At 60.8% G+C, this 18,775-nt stretch carries 18 protein-coding genes and 2 tRNA genes; 5 read left to right on the top strand and 15 right to left on the bottom strand.

Translation table 11 applies throughout. The features are described 5' to 3' along the window. Positions 1–113 precede the first annotated feature (113 nt). Positions 114–758, top strand: coding sequence for a 5-formyltetrahydrofolate cyclo-ligase (locus AB4M76_RS04515; RefSeq protein WP_368440615.1), 645 nt, complete (start codon positions 114–116; stop codon positions 756–758). A gap of 15 nt (positions 759–773) precedes the next feature. Here the strand turns inward: AB4M76_RS04515 and AB4M76_RS04510 are convergent, their stop codons facing one another. From AB4M76_RS04510 to lepA, 5 genes are all read right to left on the bottom strand, one after another. Then, positions 774–1,547 carry an MBL fold metallo-hydrolase gene (locus tag AB4M76_RS04510; protein WP_368440614.1) on the bottom strand — a complete coding sequence of 258 codons (774 nt, stop codon included), beginning with the start codon at positions 1,545–1,547 and terminating at the stop codon, positions 774–776. A gap of 77 nt (positions 1,548–1,624) precedes the next feature. Next, a complete protein-coding gene (locus tag AB4M76_RS04505; RefSeq protein ID WP_368440613.1) occupies positions 1,625–2,455 on the bottom strand; it encodes a 3-keto-5-aminohexanoate cleavage protein in 831 nt (276 codons plus the stop codon). A 138-nt stretch (positions 2,456–2,593) separates the two neighbouring features. After that, a complete protein-coding gene (locus tag AB4M76_RS04500; protein WP_368440612.1) occupies positions 2,594–3,106 on the bottom strand; it encodes a PhnA domain-containing protein in 513 nt (170 codons plus the stop codon). Between the two features lie 214 nt (positions 3,107–3,320). Next, a complete protein-coding gene (locus AB4M76_RS04495; protein ID WP_368440611.1) occupies positions 3,321–4,388 on the bottom strand; it encodes a hypothetical protein in 1,068 nt (355 codons plus the stop codon). A gap of 197 nt (positions 4,389–4,585) precedes the next feature. Beyond that, complete coding sequence (gene lepA / locus AB4M76_RS04490) at positions 4,586–6,385, bottom strand: translation elongation factor 4 (RefSeq protein WP_368440610.1); 1,800 nt, start codon at positions 6,383–6,385, stop codon at positions 4,586–4,588. A 234-nt stretch (positions 6,386–6,619) separates the two neighbouring features. On the opposite strand from lepA, the gene AB4M76_RS04485 reads away from it, so the two are divergent. Next, a complete protein-coding gene (locus tag AB4M76_RS04485; RefSeq protein ID WP_368442381.1) occupies positions 6,620–6,961 on the top strand; it encodes a hypothetical protein in 342 nt (113 codons plus the stop codon). A 6-nt stretch (positions 6,962–6,967) separates the two neighbouring features. Here AB4M76_RS04485 and AB4M76_RS04480 read toward each other — a convergent pair whose 3' ends face one another. From AB4M76_RS04480 to AB4M76_RS04445, 8 genes are all read right to left on the bottom strand, one after another. Beyond that, positions 6,968–7,429, bottom strand: coding sequence for a low molecular weight phosphatase family protein (locus AB4M76_RS04480; protein ID WP_368440609.1), 462 nt, complete (start codon positions 7,427–7,429; stop codon positions 6,968–6,970). Continuing rightward, positions 7,430–7,933, bottom strand: coding sequence for a UPF0262 family protein (locus AB4M76_RS04475; protein ID WP_368442380.1), 504 nt, complete (start codon positions 7,931–7,933; stop codon positions 7,430–7,432). 66 nt (positions 7,934–7,999) lie between these two features. Continuing rightward, complete coding sequence (locus tag AB4M76_RS04470) at positions 8,000–8,896, bottom strand: DUF2189 domain-containing protein (RefSeq protein WP_368440608.1); 897 nt, start codon at positions 8,894–8,896, stop codon at positions 8,000–8,002. Between the two features lie 188 nt (positions 8,897–9,084). Then, complete coding sequence (gene hisD / locus AB4M76_RS04465; protein ID WP_368440607.1) at positions 9,085–10,386, bottom strand: histidinol dehydrogenase; 1,302 nt, start codon at positions 10,384–10,386, stop codon at positions 9,085–9,087. Positions 10,387–10,407: 21 nt separating this feature from the next. Further along, complete coding sequence (locus AB4M76_RS04460) at positions 10,408–10,737, bottom strand: hypothetical protein (protein WP_368440606.1); 330 nt, start codon at positions 10,735–10,737, stop codon at positions 10,408–10,410. Positions 10,738–10,767: 30 nt separating this feature from the next. Then, positions 10,768–11,238, bottom strand: a complete 471-nt coding sequence (locus tag AB4M76_RS04455; protein WP_368440605.1) for a DUF2948 family protein — start codon at positions 11,236–11,238, stop codon at positions 10,768–10,770. Further along, positions 11,238–12,506, bottom strand: coding sequence for a UDP-N-acetylglucosamine 1-carboxyvinyltransferase (gene murA / locus AB4M76_RS04450; protein ID WP_368440604.1), 1,269 nt, complete (start codon positions 12,504–12,506; stop codon positions 11,238–11,240). Before murA ends, AB4M76_RS04455 begins: the two co-directional genes overlap by 1 nt. A 3-nt stretch (positions 12,507–12,509) precedes the next feature. Then, positions 12,510–12,686 (bottom strand): hypothetical protein, encoded by a 177-nt coding sequence (locus AB4M76_RS04445; RefSeq protein WP_368440603.1) that lies wholly within the window; start codon positions 12,684–12,686, stop codon positions 12,510–12,512. A gap of 85 nt (positions 12,687–12,771) precedes the next feature. On the opposite strand from AB4M76_RS04445, the gene AB4M76_RS04440 reads away from it, so the two are divergent. Further along, positions 12,772–12,846 (top strand) — tRNA-Thr (locus AB4M76_RS04440). 377 nt (positions 12,847–13,223) lie between these two features. Next, positions 13,224–14,441, top strand: a complete 1,218-nt coding sequence (locus tag AB4M76_RS04435; RefSeq protein ID WP_368440602.1) for a cation:proton antiporter — start codon at positions 13,224–13,226, stop codon at positions 14,439–14,441. A 59-nt stretch (positions 14,442–14,500) separates the two neighbouring features. Here the strand turns inward: AB4M76_RS04435 and AB4M76_RS04430 are convergent, their stop codons facing one another. Beyond that, positions 14,501–15,016: a superoxide dismutase family protein gene (locus tag AB4M76_RS04430; protein WP_368440601.1), complete on the bottom strand. Its 516-nt coding sequence runs from the start codon at positions 15,014–15,016 to the stop codon at positions 14,501–14,503. 190 nt (positions 15,017–15,206) lie between these two features. Here AB4M76_RS04430 and AB4M76_RS04425 point away from each other — a divergent pair. After that, positions 15,207–15,284, top strand: a tRNA-Arg gene (locus AB4M76_RS04425). 436 nt (positions 15,285–15,720) lie between these two features. On the opposite strand, the gene AB4M76_RS04420 is transcribed toward AB4M76_RS04425, so the two are convergent. Beyond that, positions 15,721–18,711 carry a DEAD/DEAH box helicase gene (locus tag AB4M76_RS04420; RefSeq protein ID WP_348409301.1) on the bottom strand — a complete coding sequence of 997 codons (2,991 nt, stop codon included), beginning with the start codon at positions 18,709–18,711 and terminating at the stop codon, positions 15,721–15,723. Between the last annotated feature and the right edge of the window lie 64 nt (positions 18,712–18,775).

Genomic DNA, 18,775 nt, shown 5'->3' with positions numbered 1-18,775 from the left:
TCCCCTATGTTGCGCCAGATGGGGACAAGCCCTTGGTATCCCCGGATGAAATCTCATCTTCCCTCGAATGGATCGCGCTTGCGCCTGCCCCGCCATCTTGCCAAGCTGACCCTATGACAGATGACAGCAGCCCCTGTTTTGCCCATCTGCTGGCGGCCGGCCAGCCCGTCGATCCGGAGACCCACCGAGATGTGGCGCGCTTTCGCAAGGCAGAACGGGCCCGGCTCATGGCGGCACGGCGGGCGCTACCGGCGGATCAGCTGAGAAAGCAGTCAAACATAGTTGCCGAGGCGCTTGAGACGTTGATCCCCTCGCGCGGCGGCCAAACCCTCGCTCTGTATTGGCCGATCCGAGGCGAATTGGACCTGCGCCCTTGGATGACAGCGGCGCATGAACAGGGCGCGCAGATCGCCCTCCCCGTGGTGGTCAAGAAAGACGCCCCGGTCGCCTTTCACCGCTGGGAGCCCGGCTGCGCGATGACGCGGGGGGTCTGGAACATCCCGGTGCCGCAGAGTGCAGAGCCCCTGACGCCCGATGTTGTCATCGCGCCCCTGCTGGGCATCGACGCGGCGGGCTACCGTTTGGGCAATGGCGGCGGCTACTATGACCGCACGCTGGCCGCCCTGCCCCGATTGCCCCAAGTGATCGGCGTCGGACATGATTTCTGCCGCATGGACACGATCTTCCCCATGCCCTGGGACGTGCCCATGCAGCAGTCGATCTTGGGGGACGGCAGCCTGATGGACCACGGCGCATAGGCCGCTTCGATAGGCTTATTCGTCGTACCAGCCACCCATTTTGACCTCGACATCGGTGCCGACCCGTTTGGCGAACTCCTCAGGATCTTGTGTGCCACCGTCTTTGCCGCGGTAGTGGTAGGGGTAGACATAGGTCGGCTTGAATTCAGCCACGGCGGAGGCGGCGGCGTTGGAATCCATGGTGAAGGGCAGATTCATGCAGACAAAGGCCAGGGAAATGTCGGTCAACTCGCGCATTTCGGGGGTGTCTTCGGTGTCGCCCGAGATATAGACGCGGAAGCCGTCAAAGCCGAGGATATAGCCATTGTCGCGGCCTTCGGGGTGGAATTTCTTGCGGTCTTCCGTGGTGTTATAGGCCGGGATCGCGTTGATTGGCAGGCCGTTGAACTCCGTATCTTCGCCATTTGCAAGCTGGCTGGCTTTGGACTTGAGACCGTCGGGCAGCATGTCGAAAACGGCGGGGTTGGTGATGATTTGCGTGTCATCGCCGGCCAGCGCTTCGAGCGTTTCGGCGTTGTAGTGGTCGCCGTGTTCATGGGTGATGAGGATCAGATCGGGTTTGGGGAAATCGCCATATTGCGCGGCGTCTCCGACCGGGTCGACATAGATCACGCCCGCCGGGGTTTCCATCAAAAACGAAGCATGTTCAATGGGATGCACGGTCAGCGGGCCGGCATCTGTCTCGAATCTATCGCCCCCATGGGCGGCGGCGCGGGCGGTGAAGGGCAGCAGGGTGACGGCCCCTGCGGCGGCACTGGCGACGAGGAAATGGCGGCGGGAATGTGTCATCTCGAACTCCTGTGTTGATGCGCAGGAGGTAGCGGGGCCGCTTCAGGTTTCAACGCGCGCCCCGCCTGCGGGCGCTCTTATGCCGGACGCAGGCCGAGAATCTCACGGGCCTGCTGCGGGCTGGCGACCGGTCTTTCGTATTTATTACAAAGACTTGCGGCACGCTCAATCAGCGCGGCATTGGAGGGCGCGAGGGTGTCGCGGTCCAGCCGCACGTTGTCTTCCAGCCCGGCGCGGGTGTGGCCCCCGGCGGCGATGGCCCATTCGTTGAGGACGATCTGATTTGGCCCGATCCCGGCGGCGCACCACTGGGCGTCGGGGGCGAGGCGGTTGAGGGTTTTGATATAGAAATCAAAGGTTTCGCGGTCCACGGGCATGGCATTTTTCACGCCCATGACGAATTGCACGTAAAGCTGGCCGGGGATGCGGCCGTCGCGGTTCATCTCGGCGGCTTTGTGGATGTGCGAGAGGTCGAAGGCTTCGATTTCTGGTTTGATTTCAAAGGCTTTCATCTCACTCGCCAGCCAGTCGACCAGTTCGGGCGGGTTTTCATAGACCCGCGTGGGGAAGTTGTTGGAGCCGACCGAGAGCGACGCCATATCGGGGCGCAGAGACAGCATGCCGCCGCGTTCCTTGCCTGCGCCGGAGCGGCCGCCGGTGGAAAATTGTATAATCATATCAGGGCAATGCGCCTTGACCCCCTCCATCAGCCGGGCGAATTTCTCGGGGTCGGAGGATGGGCTCTCGTCTTCGTTGCGGACATGGGCGTGGCAGATGCTGGCGCCTGCTTCATAGGCTTCATGGGTGGATTCGACCTGTTCGGAGATCGAGATCGGCACCGCGGGATTGGCCGATTTCGTGGGGACAGAGCCGGTGATGGCGACGCAGAGGATGCAGGGGGTGGTCATGGCCGATCTTCCTGTGGTGTCAAAGGCTTGGCGCGCTAAGTGCAAGTGGTGCGTGAGGATTTGTTACTCAGAGGTTAATGTCACATATTGTGCACCGGCTGTACACTGGGCGTGCATATGCGCGTCGCGGGATTTGCCTCAGCGTTTTTTCACAAATTCGGTCAGGATCACGATGCGCTGGCCCGCGACCCGGCCTTCGATCTGGGCGGGGTTGTCGGCGACCAGCGAGATGCGCTGCACGGCGGTGCCGCGTTTGGCGGTGAAGCCCGCGCCTTTGACGGGGAGATCCTTGATCAGCACCACGGTATCGCCCGAGGCGAGCGGCACGCCGTTGCCGTCGCGGTGGGCGGAGGGCCGGGGGGTGTTCTCGGCCCAGGCTCTGGTTTCGTCGTCGAGGTAGAGCTGCTCGGCAAGGTCGCGGGCCCAGGGCTCGGGGATTTTGGCGAGGGTGCGGGCGGCCAGGACCCGAATGGCGGGGTCTTCGGACCACATGGTCGAGGCCAAGGCGCGGAAGTGGGCCGGGTCTGGCGTGTCGCTGGCGGTCTGCGCGGCGCAGGGGGCGCAGATTTCGGCAGTGGCGTCAGCGGGGCCGCCGGGGACCGGGGTTTGGGTGAGCGGGGCGTTGGCTGTGGCGCAGAGGGGGCATGTCATGGGGGTGGTTTAGGGCGGTGCAATGGGATTGAACAGTCCGGGGGCTGTTTAAAGTGCCGAACGCGCAAGTCGTGGGAATTGGGCTGAGGGATACATCGGGTGTGGTTGATTGGGACCGCCGCGCCCGAACCGCGGGGCGGGGAAAAGCGAAGCGCCCGCCCCGTGGGGGCGGTTCGGGCGCTGCCAAACCCCGAGGGGGTTTTGGCTTCAGAACCTAACTCCAGCCGATAAACCCAACAAATACTGACGCTACTACACTTACAATAAATCCATAAAAAATGGTATTTGTAAGGAGTCTGCGTTTAGAGGTGTGTTTCTCCCTTTTGGTCTCGTATCGTTCCATAGCTCTTTTGTCCCCTGCATTTAGGAGCAAGTGACGCGAGCGGAGACCGGAGACCTGCGTTAATGCTCGAAACAGAAGGGAAAACCCTGTATAAAATAAGGCCCACAAGCAAATAAAAATTAATATGTTGGCTGGAACAGACTCACTATTATTACCTAAAAAACCTGTCAGCATAGAATTGGAACCGAACAAGGCGATAGCAGGCAAAAGAATACTGACCACTCTAATTAATGTCTTGTTGACTGGAAAAGACTCAAAAAAGCTGTCTTGGAGCAATTCCCTGATAAATTTCGGTCTCTTCTTTGGCCGCTGAGCTTCAGGGAGCCCTTGAAACCACCCCTCCACTACGTCTAGGAGCCCCTTCGCTACCAGATAATTAGTGTATCGAACCGTAGCATGTAGATTATAGTATTCGCTAGGGTAACGCATGTCTGCATTTAAATCCCAATCAAGCTCATCATCGTCATCTGCATCGTCGGCAATATACCCATATGGCATTGTTGCTTTGAGTTCGACCTCCATATTGACTTTATCCAATACTTTCTGATCGGGCAGCTTTAGAACGGCTGAAAACGAAACTACCACTGTGCTAGTAGGGTCAGTTATTCCCGGATAGCTTTTTAGGAAGCTTTCTAAAGATTTAAATGAGTGCCTCTTACTGCCCTTCATCTTATCCCGCGCATTCACTATACACGTGACCTTAGCCGCCTGCGAAAGTGGGCCATAAGTACTTATCCACTGAGAAAGAAGATCTATCAGTTGCTCAATATCTTCGGCGCAACAGATAGAAGGAAAGTGAATTCTTGTTTTATAACTCTCTTCTACACCAATAAGAGAGTTATGAAGCGCTTGTAAAATAGGCTGTGCAATTGCAGGAAGCTTTGCTTCGTGTTCTCCCGCCCGCAAAACTATCTCAGTGTTAAGATCATCGTTTGCCATAATTTCCTCCAAAATTTATAGTAAAATATTTAACCAATACCAAGCACGGACCAGAACGAATAGACCTATGTTAAAAGCGTATGCGACATATGTTTACTAGGAGCTGACCTAATTTCAGCGCCCCAAACACAACCGAGCGGGAACGCGCATTGCTTCGCAATACGCTGCCTCCCGCACACCCTAAAAATAGCCAGCTTTTAGCTGTCCATTTTTAGAGCGGAAATAAACGCCTCCTGCGGGATATCCACCTTCCCGAACTGGCGCATCTTCTTCTTACCGGCCTTCTGCTTCTCGAGCAGCTTCTTCTTCCGCGTCGCATCCCCACCGTAGCACTTAGCCGTTACGTCCTTGCGCATCGCCGAGAGCGTCTCGCGCGCAATGACCTTGCCGCCGATGGCCGCTTGGATCGGGATTTTGAACATGTGGCGCGGGATCAGGTCTTTGAGCTTTTCGACCATCGCACGACCACGCATTTCGGCGCGGTCTCGGTGGACCATGGTGGAGAGCGCGTCGACCGGCTCGTCATTGACCAGGATCGACATTTTCACCAGCGCATCGGTGCGGTAGCCGATCATCTGGTAGTCAAAGCTGGCGTAGCCCTTGGTGACCGATTTCAACCGGTCGTAGAAGTCAAAGACCACTTCGTTCAGCGGCAGATCGTAAACCACCATCGCGCGGGAGCCGGCGTAGGTGAGGTTTTCCTGAATGCCGCGGCGGTCCTGGCAGAGCTTCAGCACATCGCCAAGGTAGTCGTCGGGCACGAGGATCGTCGCCTTGATGCGCGGCTCTTCGATGTGGTCGACATGGGTGAGGTCGGGCATGTCGGCGGGGTTGTGCAGCTGCTCGACGGTGCCGTCTTTCATATGGATGTCGTAGATGACGCTCGGCGCGGTGGTGATGAGGTCGATGTCATATTCGCGCTCGATCCGGTCGCGGATGACTTCGAGGTGCAGCAGGCCCAGAAAGCCGCAGCGGAAGCCGAAGCCGAGGGCGGCGGAGGTTTCCATCTCATAGGAGAAGCTGGCGTCGTTGAGGGCGAGTTTCTCGATCGAATCGCGCAGGTCTTCGAACTCGGCGGCGTCGACCGGGAAGAGGCCGCAGAAGACCACGGGTTGCGAGGGTTTGAAGCCCGGCAGCGCCTCTTCGGTGCCTTTTTTCTCATGGGTGATCGTGTCGCCCACGCGGGTGTCGCGGACCTGTTTGATCGAGGCGGTGAGAAAGCCCAGTTCGCCGGGGCCGAGCACGTCGATCTCGGTCATCGCGGGGCGGAAGACGCCGATGCGGTCGACATGGTGGACGGAGCCGTTTTGCATCATGCGGACGCGGTCGCCCTTGCGCAGTTGTCCGTCCATGATGCGGACAAGGACGATGACGCCGAGGTAGCTGTCGTACCAGGAATCCACCAGCATGGCTTTCAGCGGCGCGTCGAGCGTGCCTTTGGGGGCGGGCAGACGGGTGACGATGGCCTCAAGCGTTTCCTTGATGCCGATGCCGGTCTTGGCGGAGACCTGGATCGCGTCGGAGGCGTCGATGCCGATGACATCCTCGATCTGCTCGGCCACGCGGTCGCAATCGGCGGCGGGCAGGTCGATCTTGTTGAGCACCGGCACGATTTCGTGATCCGCGTCGATGGCGTGGTAGACATTGGCGAGGGTCTGGGCCTCGACCCCTTGGGTGCTGTCGACGACCAGCAGCGAGCCTTCGACCGCGCGCATGGAGCGGGAGACCTCATAGGCGAAATCGACGTGGCCGGGGGTGTCGATCAGGTTCAGGATGTAATCCTGCCCATCGTCGGCGGTGTAGTTGATCCGGACGGTCTGGGCCTTGATCGTGATGCCCCGCTCGCGCTCGATATCCATGTTATCGAGCATCTGTTCCTTCATGTCCCGGTCGGCCACCGTTTTGGTGGATTGGATCAGCCGGTCGGCGAGCGTGGATTTCCCGTGGTCGATATGCGCGACGATGGAGAAATTGCGGATGTTTTCAAGCGGTGTCATGCAAGGGGATATGGCGCAGTGCTGCGCCTGCGTCAATTGGTCATGAACGTCCCAGGCGCCCTGTCCGGCCCGCCCGGCGCTTTATCGCAACGTCCGGGGCGCGCGCGGTCAATGGAGAATTGCGTGAAGCCCGCTTTTGCGGCATAGTGAAACACAGAGCAGACCGGGCCGAGAAGGGGCAAACCCCAGGGTCCAGAACAATAGGGCAAATCAATGCGGACAGTTGTGAGTTTGATGGCGCTCGTCGTCTTGGCGGGCTGTGGCGGGTCACGTTATTCGAGCGAGGCGGCGGTGGGGCGCTTTGCGCCGGCGCCGGTGCTTTTTGCCACCGGACCGATCCAGAAAGCCTGTTTGGCCGATGGGCGGCGCGGGGCGAGCCAGGCGCGCTGTGGCTGCGTGCAGGCGGTGGCGGATCAGTCCTTGTCCTGGTCCGAGCAGCGCACCGGGGTCAAAATCTTTCGCGACCCGCATCGGTTGCAGGAAATGCGCCAGTCGGACAATGCGGGCGACAATGCTTTTTGGAGCACGTGGAAGGCCTTTGGCCAAAGTGCTGCGGCGGCCTGTTCGCGGACTTGAGCGGGCTTAGCTCTCTTCCAGCGGCGGGCCGAAACGGTCAATCAGCCGTCCGACGATCTGATCGCGGGCGGCGCGGAACTGGGTGAGCTTGGCCTCGCGGCTTTCGCCCAGACCGGTGGGGTCGAGGATCGGCCAATATTCCACGTCGAGATGGTAAAACCGCGTCAGTTCCAGCGCCCGGCGCTGGCTGGCCGGGCTGAGCGCGATGACCAGATCGAATGAGCCAAGGTCGTCGCCCCATTCCTCCATCTCGTCAAAGCTGCGGCTGCGGTGGCGGTCAAGCTCGACGTCAAGCTCGCTGCAGACGGCGATGGAAAAGCCGTCGATCTCCATGTCATTTTTCACGCCGACGGATTGGACATAGGTGCCGGTGCCGTAGAACTTTTTCATCAACCCCTCGGCCATGGGCGAGCGCACGGCGTTGTGGTCACAGCAAAACAGCACGGATTGGGGCAGCGTGTGCGTCATTCAGCCGCCGAAATGCAGGACGCAGATCAGGGTGAAAAGCCGCCGGGCGGTGTCACTATCGATCTCGGCCTTGCCGGCAAGCCGCTCTTGCAGCACGCGGGAGCCTTCGTTGTGGATGCCGCGCCGGGCCATGTCGATGGTCTCGATCTGGCTGGGGGGGAGCTTCTTGACCGCTTCGAAATAGCTTTCGCAGATCTGGAAATAGTCCTTTACCACCTGCCGGAAGGGACCGAGGGAGAGGTGAAACTCTGCGGCCTTTTCAGCGGCTTCGGTCTGCACGTCAAAGACCAGCCGCTTGTCGCGGATCGACAGCGACAGATGGTAGGGGCCTTCGGGGGCCGGGCCTTTGTCACGCGCGGGGATGACAAAGCTGTTCTCCTCCAGCAGGTCGAACATGGCCACCTTGCGCTCCTGATCGATCTCGGGCGTGGGGGGCGGCATGTTCGCGTCATCAAGCGCGATATGGGTGATGCGGGTCATCGGCGCATCCTTTTTGCTGGCGATACCGCTTGTGGATAGCGCAGCGCTGCAAAGGGGGCAATGCGGGATGATGACCCTGGGGGCGCGGCGTTACGGTGTTTGCGGCTCCCCGCGGCGCGGCACCACGGCCTCGCGGTAGAGGTGCCAAGTGGCATGGCCCAGCACCGGCAGCACCACGATCAGCCCGATAAAGAGCGTCAGCACCCCCACGGCGAGCAGCGCCACGACGATCGCCCCCCATGCGATGATGACGAGCGGATTGCGTTTGGTCACTTCGATGGAGGTGGCCACCGCCCGCGGCAGGCCGACATGGCGGTCGAGCAGCATCGGAAAGGAGATCACGGTTGAGGCCAGCACGGCGGCGGCAAAGACGCCGCCGATCAGCACGCCCAGGATCAGCATGGTCAGCCCGGCGCTGGTGGTAAAGACTTCGCGGATAAGCGCCGTGAATGAGGCGGGTGCTTCCGGCCCGAGGGTGACATTGTAAAGGCCAAAGGCCACCAGCATCCATGCGGCGAAGAGCATCAGGAGGTAGCCGCCGAGCACCACGATGGGGGTGAAGGAGGGTGATTTCAGCACGTTCAGCGCATCGCCCCAGCCCGCGGGCAGCCCGGCCTCGCGGCGGCGACTGAGTTCGTAAAGACCGATGGAGGCGACCGGACCGAGCAGGGCGAAGCCCGAGATCAGCGGGAACAGCAGCGGCAGCAGATCCCGGTTGATGGCAAAGACGGCGAGCAGCAGGCCGATCACCGGATAGATCAGCACGATGAACATCACATCGCTGCGCATGGCGGCGAAATCATCCAGACCTTTGCGCAGGGATTGGGTCAGGTCCGAGATGGAGAGATCGTAGAACTCGATCGGGGCGTCGTCATGGGTGCCCAGCTCATACATGCCGTCGCCGATGTAGCGCGAGCCGCTCTGCGCGGTATGGGCCGCGAAGGTCAGCGGGTTGCCGATGGTTTTGCGTGGAGCGGTCTTGGCCATGGTGCACACCTCTTTGGTGAAGCCCGGAAACGGGCGTTTGCCCCGCGATAACAGTCGGTTCCCGCCGCGGGGATGAGAGGCATCATAGCATAGTTCAGACGGTTTTGCGCGCCTATCACGCAAAGGTGCGCGGGCGGGTCTAACGCCCCGCCCGCTGGCATAGCGGGCAGCGGCCCTTGCCCCCTGCCCTAGCCGTTCAGCTTGCGCAGGCGGGCGGTGACCGAGAGGCCATGCGCCTCAAGGCTTTCGGATTGCGCCAGCCGCTCTGCGGCGGGGCCGATGGTGCGCAGGGCTTGGGGCGACATCTGCGCCAGCGTGGTGCGTTTCATAAAGTCGAGCACCGACAGCCCCGAGGAGAACCGCGCCGAACGGGCGGTAGGCAGCACGTGGTTCGGGCCGCCGACATAGTCGCCAATGGCTTCGGGCGTCCATTGACCAAGGAAGATCGCGCCGGCGTGGGTGATCTTGGCCGAGAGCGCTTTGGGGTCGGCGACGCAGAGCTCCAGATGCTCCGGCGCGATGCGGTTGCTGAGGGCCGCGGCGGCGTCGAGGTCGGGCACGGTGATCACCGCGCCATTGTCGCGCCAGCTTGCCCCCGCGATGGCGCGGCGCTCCAGGGTCAGCAGGCGTTTCTCGACCGCCTCTTCGACCGCGCGGGCAAAACCGGGGTCGGTGGTGATCAGAATGCTCTGGGCGCTTTCGTCATGTTCGGCCTGGCTCAGCAGGTCGAGGGCAATGAAATCGGGGTCGTTGTCGCCATCCGCGATGACGAGGATTTCCGAGGGGCCCGCGATCATGTCGATGCCGACCTTGCCAAAGACGCGGCGTTTGGCGGCGGCGACGAAAGCGTTGCCGGGGCCGGTGATCTTGTCCACCGGCGGGATCGTCTCGGTGCCATAGGCCAATGCCGCCACCGCCTGCGCGCCGCCAATGCGGTAGATCTCATCCACCCCGGCGATGCGCGCGGCCAAGAGGACCAGCGGGTTCAGCACGCCGTCGGGGGTGGGCACCACCATGGCCAGCCGTTCGACCCCCGCCACTTTGGCCGGGACCGCGTTCATCAGCACCGAGGAGGGGTAGCTCGCCAGCCCGCCCGGCACATAGAGACCCGCGGCAGAGACCGGCGTCCAGCGCCAGCCGAGGGTGGCGCCGTCGGGGTCGGTCCATTCGGCATCATCGGGCAATTGGCGGGCGTGATAGGCGCGGATGCGGTCGGCGGCAAGTTCCAGCGCCTTGCGGTCTTCGGGGGAGACTTCGGCGACGGCGGCGTCGACATCCTCGGCGCTGATGCGCAGGGTCTCGGGGGTGAGGGTCACACGGTCGAATTTCTGCGAGAGGTCGATCACGGCGGCGTCGCCCCGGGCGCGCACGTCGGCGATGATCTCGGCCACCACGGCATCGACATCGGGGCTGTCCTCGCGTTTGGCGTTCAGAAGCTTGTCGAAAGCGGTTTCGAAATCGGCGGCGGTGGCATCGAGCGTGACGGGCATGGGGGTCTTTCGGGAGAAGGGTTAAGAGCCGGGGCGGCGCAGGCTGGGTTCGGCCCGCAGCCCGGAGTTGGTCGGGCCGGCGGCGGCGGGCGGTTTGCGCTGCGCCAGCCGCATGGCGCGGGTGTCCTGGGCGTTGTCGAACACCGCGCGGGCGACATGGGCGGCGAGAATCGCAAAAAGCCCGCCCGCGATGGCAGCGGCGGGGGCCAGCAGCCCCGGCAGGGTGACGGTGCCGAGCAGATGCCGCACCGCCAGCGCCACGCCAAGCAGCAAGAGCGCCCAGCCGGTGGCCTCGGTCAGCAGGGCGGCGACGCGGCCCCGGGTGAAACGGTTTTGTTTAAGTTCAGGCATCGGATCGATCCTTGCGCCCGTAACGGAGGGTCATTCGGGGTGAACGGGCCGTTTCTTGGAAGGCGCGACATAGGGGCGGGTCACGTCCTTGAGGGTGACTTCCAGCGCTTCGACCTCAAGCCGGATCGCGCCATCGCCTGCAAGGGTCAGCGTGACATGGCCCGAGGGGGCGTCGGTCTGCTCAAAGCTGATGTCGAGCAGCGCCAGAATGGTATCGGCATCGCCTTTCGGCACCCCTTGGCTGGCGACGCGTTGCACGTTGTTGAACATCAGCACCGATTGCACACGTTCCGGCGCATGGCGGTCCGCGCCGGTATCCTCATGCCGCAGCCGGTTCAGCAGCAGCGCGAAACGCGCGCCGGTGCGGTGCCAGCGCATTTCAGAGGCGGGAAAGACCGCGTCCTGAGTGAGCGAGGCGATTACCGTGAGATCCTCGCTGTCGAGTGCGCCGAGGTTCAGCGGGGCTTCGCGGCCATCTTCGAAACGTGCATCTTCGGTCATTAGGTGCTGATCCTTTCGATCTCGGCGCCGACACCGCGCAGTTTGGCGACCACATGCTCATAGCCGCGATCAAGGTGATAGACCCGGCTCACCATGGTTTCGCCCTTCGCCGCCAGCCCCGCGAGGATCAGCGAGATCGAGGCCCGCAGATCGGTCGCCATCACCGGCGCGCCTTTAAGCTTTTCGACGCCCTGCACCGTCGCGGTGCCGCCCTGAACGTCGATCCGTGCGCCCATGCGGATGAGCTCCGGGGCATGCATGAAGCGGTTTTCAAAGATTTTCTCTTCCAGCACCGAAGTACCTTCCGCGGTGCAGAGCAGCGCCATCATCTGGGCCTGCAGATCGGTCGGGAAACCGGGGAACGGCTCGGTCGTGACATCGACCGCCGAGATGCGCCCGTTGCGGCGTGCGACCTTGAGCCCCTTGTCGGTCTCAGAGACCGCAATGCCCGCCGCGTCCAGCTTTTCGCAGAAGGCTTCGAGCAGATCGATGCGCCCGCCGAGCAATTCGACTTCGCCATCGCAAAAGGCGGGGGCCAGCATATAGGTGCCAAGCTCGATTCGGTCGGTAACAATCTTATGGGTGGCGCCATGCAGACGGTCGACGCCCTGAATGGTGATGCACGCGCTGCCGTCGCCTTCGATCTGGGCGCCCATGGCGCGCAGGCAATTGGCAAGATCGACGATCTCCGGCTCGCGGGCGGCGTTGTTGATGACGGTGGTGCCTTTCGCCAATGTCGCGGCCATCAGAATGTTTTCCGTGGCCCCGACGGAGGCAAAGGGAAAGTCGATCACCGCGCCCTTGAGCTTGCCGCCCTGCGCCTTGGCATAAAGGTAGCCGTCGCGCAGGTCGATCTCGGCGCCCATTTTGGCCAGCCCGTCGGTGTGAATGTCCATCGGCCGCGCGCCAATGGCACAGCCACCGGGGAGCGAGACTTCGGCATGGCCTTCGCGGGCCAGCAGCGGGCCCAGCACGAGGTTCGAGGCGCGCATCTTGCGCACGATGTCATATTCGGCGCGGGTGTTGATCTCGCCATGGCTCGCCATCGCGATGACCTTGCCATCTTGCAGTGAGGTCACTTCGGCCCCGAGCGAGCGCAGCAGTTCCGTCATGGTGCGGATGTCGCTCAGACGCGGGGCGTTGGTAAGGGTCAGCGGCTCTTCGCTCAGCAGGGTCGCCGGCATCAGCGCGAGACAGGCGTTCTTGGCCCCCGCGATGGGGATTTGCCCGTTAAGCGCGCCGCCGCCTTTTACCAGAATCGAATCCATCGTTCAGCTGTCCTTTTCCGACCCCTGGGGGTCATTGCCTGTATCCTGCGCCACATCCTCGGCCCGCGCCCGCGCCTGCGCCTTGCGCCGCGCCATATTGGCCTTGAGCGCGGCTTTGAGCCGCGCATCACGGGCAGAGGGTGTTTTCGCGGTCTGTTTGGGGCCATTTTGCTTTGTCATGCCGCCTATCTAGCGCAGGGTACCCCAAGCGTCCAGATCAGGGGTTGCGCCCCCTTTCGATTGCGGCTAATCACCCGCCCACGGCGCTGCTGTAGCTCAGAGGTAGAGCACTCCCTTGGTAAGGGAGAGGTCGAGAGTTCAATTCTCTCCAGCAGCACCATTTACCTTCCTCATTGCCGAATAGGTCGCGCCTAGCAGGGATGGTGGTCTCTCGACTTGCGCCCGTCGCTGCGCGTCAGTCTGAGTGCGAGAGTTCAATTCTCTCCAGCAGCACCATTTACCTTTCTCATTGCCGAATATGTTGCGCCTAGCAGGGGTGGCGGTCTCTCGACTTGCGCCCGTCGCTGCGCGTCAGTCTGAGTGCGAGAGTTCAATTCTCTCCAGCAGCACCATTTATCCTCTTACTTCGCTAGATAGGTTGCCCCTAGCATGGGTGGCACTCTCTCGACCTACGCCCGCCGCAGCGCGCCCCCTCCATAACCCCCCGCAGTTGCATCCTCCCGCCCCCCGACTAGCTTTGCCGGTAAGGAGACCCATATGCAGCAGCTTTATCTCACGATTGCTTTGGCCGCGCTGACGGTGATCGGCTTGGGGCTGACCTCGGGCATTCTGGAGCGGCTGCCGCTCTCCGCCCCTCTCTTGGCGCTTGGGGTCGGGGTGGCGGTGGGGCCTATGGGCATGGGCTGGCTGCGGCCAGAGGCTTGGGGCAGCCCCTATGCGATCCTGCAAGAGGCCGCGCGGGTGACCCTGGCCATTTCCGTCATGGGGGTGGCGCTGCGGATTCCGACAGAGCGGCTGCCGGCGCTGGCGCGACCGATTCTGCTGTTGCTGGGGCCGGGGCTGCTCTTGATGTGGGCGATTTCGGCGGGGCTGGCCTGGCTCGCGCTTGGGCTGGCGCCGCTGATGGCGCTGCTTTTGGGCGCCACGCTGGCACCGACCGATCCGGTGGTGGCCGCTTCGATTGTCACCGGGGCTTTGGCGGAAGACAGGTTGCCGCATGACAGCCGAATCATCCTGTCGACAGAATCAGGTGCGAATGATGGGCTGGCCTATCTTTTGGTGATGCTGCCCTTGCTGCTGCTCACCGAGGGACAGGCGGGGCTTGGCCGGCTCTTGACCCATACGGTGCCGATTGGCGTGGGGCTGGCGGTGGCCTTGGGCGCGGCATTGGGGGCGGCAACGGCCTTGGCGCTGCACTATAGCGAACATCTGGGCTGGGTCACACAAAGTTCGATCCTTGGGGTGACGGTGGCGCTGTCGCTGCTGGCACTCGGGGCCGCCCATGCGGTGCAATCCGACGGTATCCTGGCCGCTTTCGCAGCCGGTCTGGCCTTTAACGCGCTGGTCGACCGCCGGGCCGAGATCGAGGACGAGAATGTCCAGGAGGCGATTGCGAAACTGTTCACCCTGCCCGTGCTCGTGCTGACCGGCAGCCTGTTGCCCTGGCAGGATTGGGCCGCCGAGGGCTGGGGGCTGCTGGTCTTTGCGCTGGCCGTGCTGATCTTGCGCAGGCCGCTGACGCTGCTGCTGCTCGCCCCCATGATGCGGCTGGCGCGGCGCGACGCGCTGTTTTTTGGATGGTTCGGCCCGATGGGGGTCGCGGCGATCTACTATGCGCTACACGCGCGGGACGCGCTGCAAGAGCCGCGGATTTGGGTCTTGGCGAGCGCCGTGGTGGCGCTGTCGGTTCTACTGCATGGGATGACCGGCAGCCCGGGTGTTTACCTCTATGGCCGCAGCAGGAAAACGAACTAGACGGCGCGTTGAAGGTAGTCTGTCAGGCTCCCCCAAAGGGCTGAGGGAGCCTGCGGGTCTCAGGAGGGGGTCAGGACGCCACAGGCAATCCGGTCACCTGCATTGCCCGCGGGTTGGGATTTGTAATCATCCGCGCCCGCATGGATGATGAAGGCGGCCCCGTCGTCATCCTTAATCATCTGATCCACGTCGAGCTCATCGAGGAAGACTTCGGCCCGCAGGATGCCATCCTCCCCGACCACCATATTCGGCAGGTCGCCCGGATGAGGCCCGCCCTCGACCATAACGCCATGCTGCTGGCCGCCCGCGATATGGCCGCCGGCGGACTTGTAGTCTTCGGCGCTGCAATCGCCGGTTTCATGCAGATGGACGCCATGGGTGCCCGCCGGCACGCCGGTCACGTCGATCAGCACCAGAATGCGGTCCGATGGGGTGATGTTCAATGTCACCCGCCCGGAAATACCGTCCTTGCCCTGCACCTCGGCGGTAGCCGCCGAGGGCATATGGCTTTCGGCGAGAGCAATGGAGCCGCTGGTAGCCAAGGCCGCCCCCAGTAGGATTGTGCGCAATGTCATGGTGATCCTCCTGTGAATGTTTTTCGCGTAGTGGATCAACCCGTCATGCAACTCAGGGTTCCGCGCATCCCGGGGGCCGGGAAGGATCCCGCCGATCCGCCCGGGCCCACCCCTTCGGGCGCGGCACACCTGCGGCGCAACAACCGGATTGACATCCCAGAGGGTTACGTAAGATATGAGCCCCAAGTGCGGGCCGTTAGCTCAGCTGGATTAGAGCAGGGAACTTCTAATTCTCAGGTCGGGGGTTCGAGTCCTCCACGGCTCGCCATGGAATTCCTGCTGTAGATGTGGCATAAGCATGCACGAAACAGCGTTTTTCCATGCACACCCTGTCAAGTCTTATTTTCTGAATGCGCTCAGATGCGCCATAACTAACTGATAAATATGAACTCAACGATAAGGAGGCGCTTGGTCCGGAATTTCCTTGATTTCCTGTGCCTGAAAGCCGGGGTCGATGCCTCCGATATACTCAGGGCAGATCGACCGCCAAAAGCCCGCAGTGGGCAGTCAATATCCGTTAGGCGTTACAAGCGCGGCTCGCATCTAGTTTGAATCGGTTACGTTCTTTGCGTTTGCGAAAATTACGCCATATGCACCTTCGTCCAAGTAACTATAATCGGTCCCGGCAATGGTAAGTCCGCGATTCCGAAAGATAAGCCCCATTGGTCAGCCTCCATTCCGTCAAAGCTTTGGCGGTCGCACAATCAATGTCTCAGTTCTTCGGCCACACCTTGGAAGTATGCAGGATAGGCATCAAGAACGACGTTCAAGTCTGCCCTCCGCATGCTGCAGACGCGTCGGACTTCCGTGCGATCGGTTACGTCTCCAAAGGCCGCTGCGAGAGCTTGAGCGACGACACGGTCCCTAAATCCGGCTTCGTAGAAAGCAAGCGCTGCGGTGCTGCTAAGGCCATTCTTGATCTCACGCTGGAGTATCAGTAATTTTTCATACAGGCCTTCATCCAAGGGTTCTACAAGATCGACCAGCGACGCCACAATCATTGCAAGTTCGAATCCAAATCCCTCCTCGCAAATGGCGACGGCATAATTTGCGGTAATATGACGATTGCTGGTCCGAACACCGGCTGCTCGGAGACTCTGAGCAATGGCGTCGAATGAGTGACCTGCCAACCACTCCTTCAAAGTTGGTAGAATTTGACTTTGGTCGGTTAACTTGGACAATGCCTTCGAGGCCAAATACTGACGAGCCTCGGCATAGACCGCATCGACGAGTTTCCCTCGCTCTGCAGCATCTACAAGCGTTTGAATGTTGACCTTTGTCCAATCGTTAAGTGCGAACACGTCCGCAGGCGGAAGAGGTGATTTTCTGATTAGAGCGCGCAGTTCATCATCGCCTGCCTCTTTGATCGCCTTCGCAGTCATCCGAAACACTTCGAGAAGGTTTTCACGCGTTGCGTCGTCGGCCAAGTGCCAAGCTAAAGTGTTTCGTGTGAGTTCATCGATTTGCTCACCGGCTTGGTCGCTATTGAAGTCCACGTATGCCGCGAGATAGGCGGCGACTCTCTGTATTGCGCGCGCGCGATCGGTCACAAAAGCCTTAAACTTATCGACTTCGACCCAACCAAAACGCTCTTTGATAGAAGCCGCTGCCTTGTCGATTTCAGAATGCGTGGCGAAGGCAAGGTTAAGCCAACCAATTGGCATAGTTAGTTTGTGCTTGGGTGTCTGCTCGTATTCGTCGAACAGATCGAGAATGGTGCTACGCGATGGTTCGGCGCGGGCTGGATCGAGAAGGTTCTTGGTCGCAGTCCAACGCCAGCCCCCTTCTCGGCTACCTCGCTGATCATAGATGGCGGGAGCCGAGAAAATAACACTGCCTTCTGTATGCATGCCGGCGCGTCCAGCCCTGCCCATCAGGTTGTGGAAGTCGCGCACCTTGATCTTCTCTTTGCCCTGCTGAGTTGCTGTGACAATAAGGTATCGGATCGGAAAATTGACGCCTTGCGCCAGGGTCGACGTGCAGATGACAAATTTTGCGTGGCCTTCTTTCATCGCATGTTCGACGGAAAGACGCAGCCCTTGGGGGGTATTGCCGTGATGAGCGAGAATTCCCAATTCCGAGGCTTTGGTTATGTCTTGGTCCGCTCCGAGGTTTAGCCTCGCCAAGTGCGTTAGGCGGGCAATCTCGGCATCGTTCGAAACTTCAAACGGACGCGGAAGCGAGAGCCCGCGATCAAAGATTTCTGCTACCCGGCCACATAGCGAAATGACACCTTCCTTGGTTCCACGAAACAACGCGACGCTGCCGCGCTCCACCAGTTGAAGTCCGAGATACAGTCCGACTTCCGCGCTCTCGCGGGTGCCACCCCGCTCCGGAAAGATGCGTGCTGCGCGTTCGCCTGGCTTCAGGGCAAGGTTCGTTTTCGTGATTATGCGAGGAACAAAATACTCTTTCTGCTCCGGATCATCTGGGCTCACATACTGTAATAGCCCACGCTCGAATTGCCAGCTGGCAAAGGAGATACTCTTGGTGGTGGGCAGCAATCCTTCCCCGCCAATTACCGCATTCCCGTCTCCGAGCAGCCATTCCGCGATGACCGACGCATTGCCGATAACTGCGGAGATCAGGATGACTTGCGCTTCATGTGCCAAGGTCATACGCAAGGATGAAAGGAGTAGCTCATAGGTTGGGCCCCGCGCGAAGCCTTCGAACTGGTGACCTTCATCGTAGATGACCAGCCCGATCTGCTTCGCGAGTTCGGGCGCGCGCCTTAACATGTAGAGCATCTTCTCTGGGGTCACGATAAGGACCGAGCGCTGCGCCAACACACCTGCTATATCGACGTCCAGCAGGAAGGAGTCCGAAACTTCGTCAAACTCGACATCTTCATCAGCAAAAGCTCCAACCAAGTCGGAACGGATATCGTGACATAGTGAGCGAAATGGCGCCACGATCACGGCAAGATTTGATCGTCCCGAGAGGAAAAGTGACCTAATGATCAACTCAGTAGCGCGTGTCTTTCCCGCGCTCGTCGGCATCTGGACAACACCGGATCGACCCCGCAATAGTCCTGCGGAAGCTATCCTTCTTTGCGCTGGCCACAACTCAGTTGGAAAGCGAGGTTTACGCAAAGCTTCAGCCCAAAAGTTCGGCGATAGATCCGATGATAGCGGCAGGATCGTCCGCGCTGCGTTCCCCAACTTACGAGCGCAAAGCGCGGTTACAATATCGGCATAAACAACCTCGCGAGCCGATCCGTTCTCGTAAATGTCAGCTCGCAACTCTGCGCATATGGCACGAATTTCCTGTTCAGCATTCGCCTGAAGGCTGAAGTGTCGTGTCAGAGCATTCAGAAGCTGATTTCCGAACCGCGTATGCCGCGATGCGCCTTCGATGGGGCCCGCATCGCCCAGGAGGATGTGCCAAGCCACACGTGCCAGCCCATGGCCCAATTCCAGCTGTGGAGCTTCCGACCTGCGGGCGACAACCACTGCACTTCCGACGCTGTCGCACAAGTAGTAGGACACAGCACAAAGCAAAGAGAACTCCATGGTGAGTTCGACCCTGAGTTGCGCCTCAAGAAAAGCATCGAAAAACGATGCGGAGAACCTTACCATCTGCTCAATCGAGCCGTCATCTTCTTCCCAAGCGGCCGGAACGTCAGGACCTTCTTCCCCGTTTACGAAGCGATCTGAAATGGCACCTGCCGCGTCATGCAAAATCCCAACAGCCAATGGAAAGAGAGTCTCAGGCGCTCGCCTGAACGGGACGTAGTCTCCTTCAGCTGCACGATACTCG

It is taken from the genome of Sulfitobacter sp. PS-8MA (genome assembly GCF_040933935.1).
GTDB lineage: Bacteria > Pseudomonadota > Alphaproteobacteria > Rhodobacterales > Rhodobacteraceae > Sulfitobacter.
Note: the sequence above shows the minus strand (reverse complement) of the source record. Positions and strands in the feature narration are given on the sequence as shown.

Coding starts and splice junctions, on each gene's coding strand:
- lepA (WP_368440610.1), bottom strand. CDS start 6,385: ATGACACCGCTTGAAAACATCCGCAATTTCTCCATCGTCGCGCATATC.
- hisD (WP_368440607.1), bottom strand. CDS start 10,386: ATGCCCGTCACGCTCGATGCCACCGCCGCCGATTTCGAAACCGCTTTC.
- AB4M76_RS04505 (WP_368440613.1), bottom strand. CDS start 2,455: ATGACCACCCCCTGCATCCTCTGCGTCGCCATCACCGGCTCTGTCCCC.
- AB4M76_RS04515 (WP_368440615.1), top strand. CDS start 114: ATGACAGATGACAGCAGCCCCTGTTTTGCCCATCTGCTGGCGGCCGGC.
- AB4M76_RS04510 (WP_368440614.1), bottom strand. CDS start 1,547: ATGACACATTCCCGCCGCCATTTCCTCGTCGCCAGTGCCGCCGCAGGG.
- AB4M76_RS04430 (WP_368440601.1), bottom strand. CDS start 15,016: ATGACATTGCGCACAATCCTACTGGGGGCGGCCTTGGCTACCAGCGGC.
- murA (WP_368440604.1), bottom strand. CDS start 12,506: ATGGATTCGATTCTGGTAAAAGGCGGCGGCGCGCTTAACGGGCAAATC.
- AB4M76_RS04485 (WP_368442381.1), top strand. CDS start 6,620: ATGGCGCTCGTCGTCTTGGCGGGCTGTGGCGGGTCACGTTATTCGAGC.
- AB4M76_RS04480 (WP_368440609.1), bottom strand. CDS start 7,429: ATGACGCACACGCTGCCCCAATCCGTGCTGTTTTGCTGTGACCACAAC.
- AB4M76_RS04495 (WP_368440611.1), bottom strand. CDS start 4,388: ATGGCAAACGATGATCTTAACACTGAGATAGTTTTGCGGGCGGGAGAA.
- AB4M76_RS04455 (WP_368440605.1), bottom strand. CDS start 11,238: ATGACCGAAGATGCACGTTTCGAAGATGGCCGCGAAGCCCCGCTGAAC.
- AB4M76_RS04460 (WP_368440606.1), bottom strand. CDS start 10,737: ATGCCTGAACTTAAACAAAACCGTTTCACCCGGGGCCGCGTCGCCGCC.
- AB4M76_RS04470 (WP_368440608.1), bottom strand. CDS start 8,896: ATGGCCAAGACCGCTCCACGCAAAACCATCGGCAACCCGCTGACCTTC.
- AB4M76_RS04445 (WP_368440603.1), bottom strand. CDS start 12,686: ATGACAAAGCAAAATGGCCCCAAACAGACCGCGAAAACACCCTCTGCC.
- AB4M76_RS04435 (WP_368440602.1), top strand. CDS start 13,224: ATGCAGCAGCTTTATCTCACGATTGCTTTGGCCGCGCTGACGGTGATC.
- AB4M76_RS04500 (WP_368440612.1), bottom strand. CDS start 3,106: ATGACATGCCCCCTCTGCGCCACAGCCAACGCCCCGCTCACCCAAACC.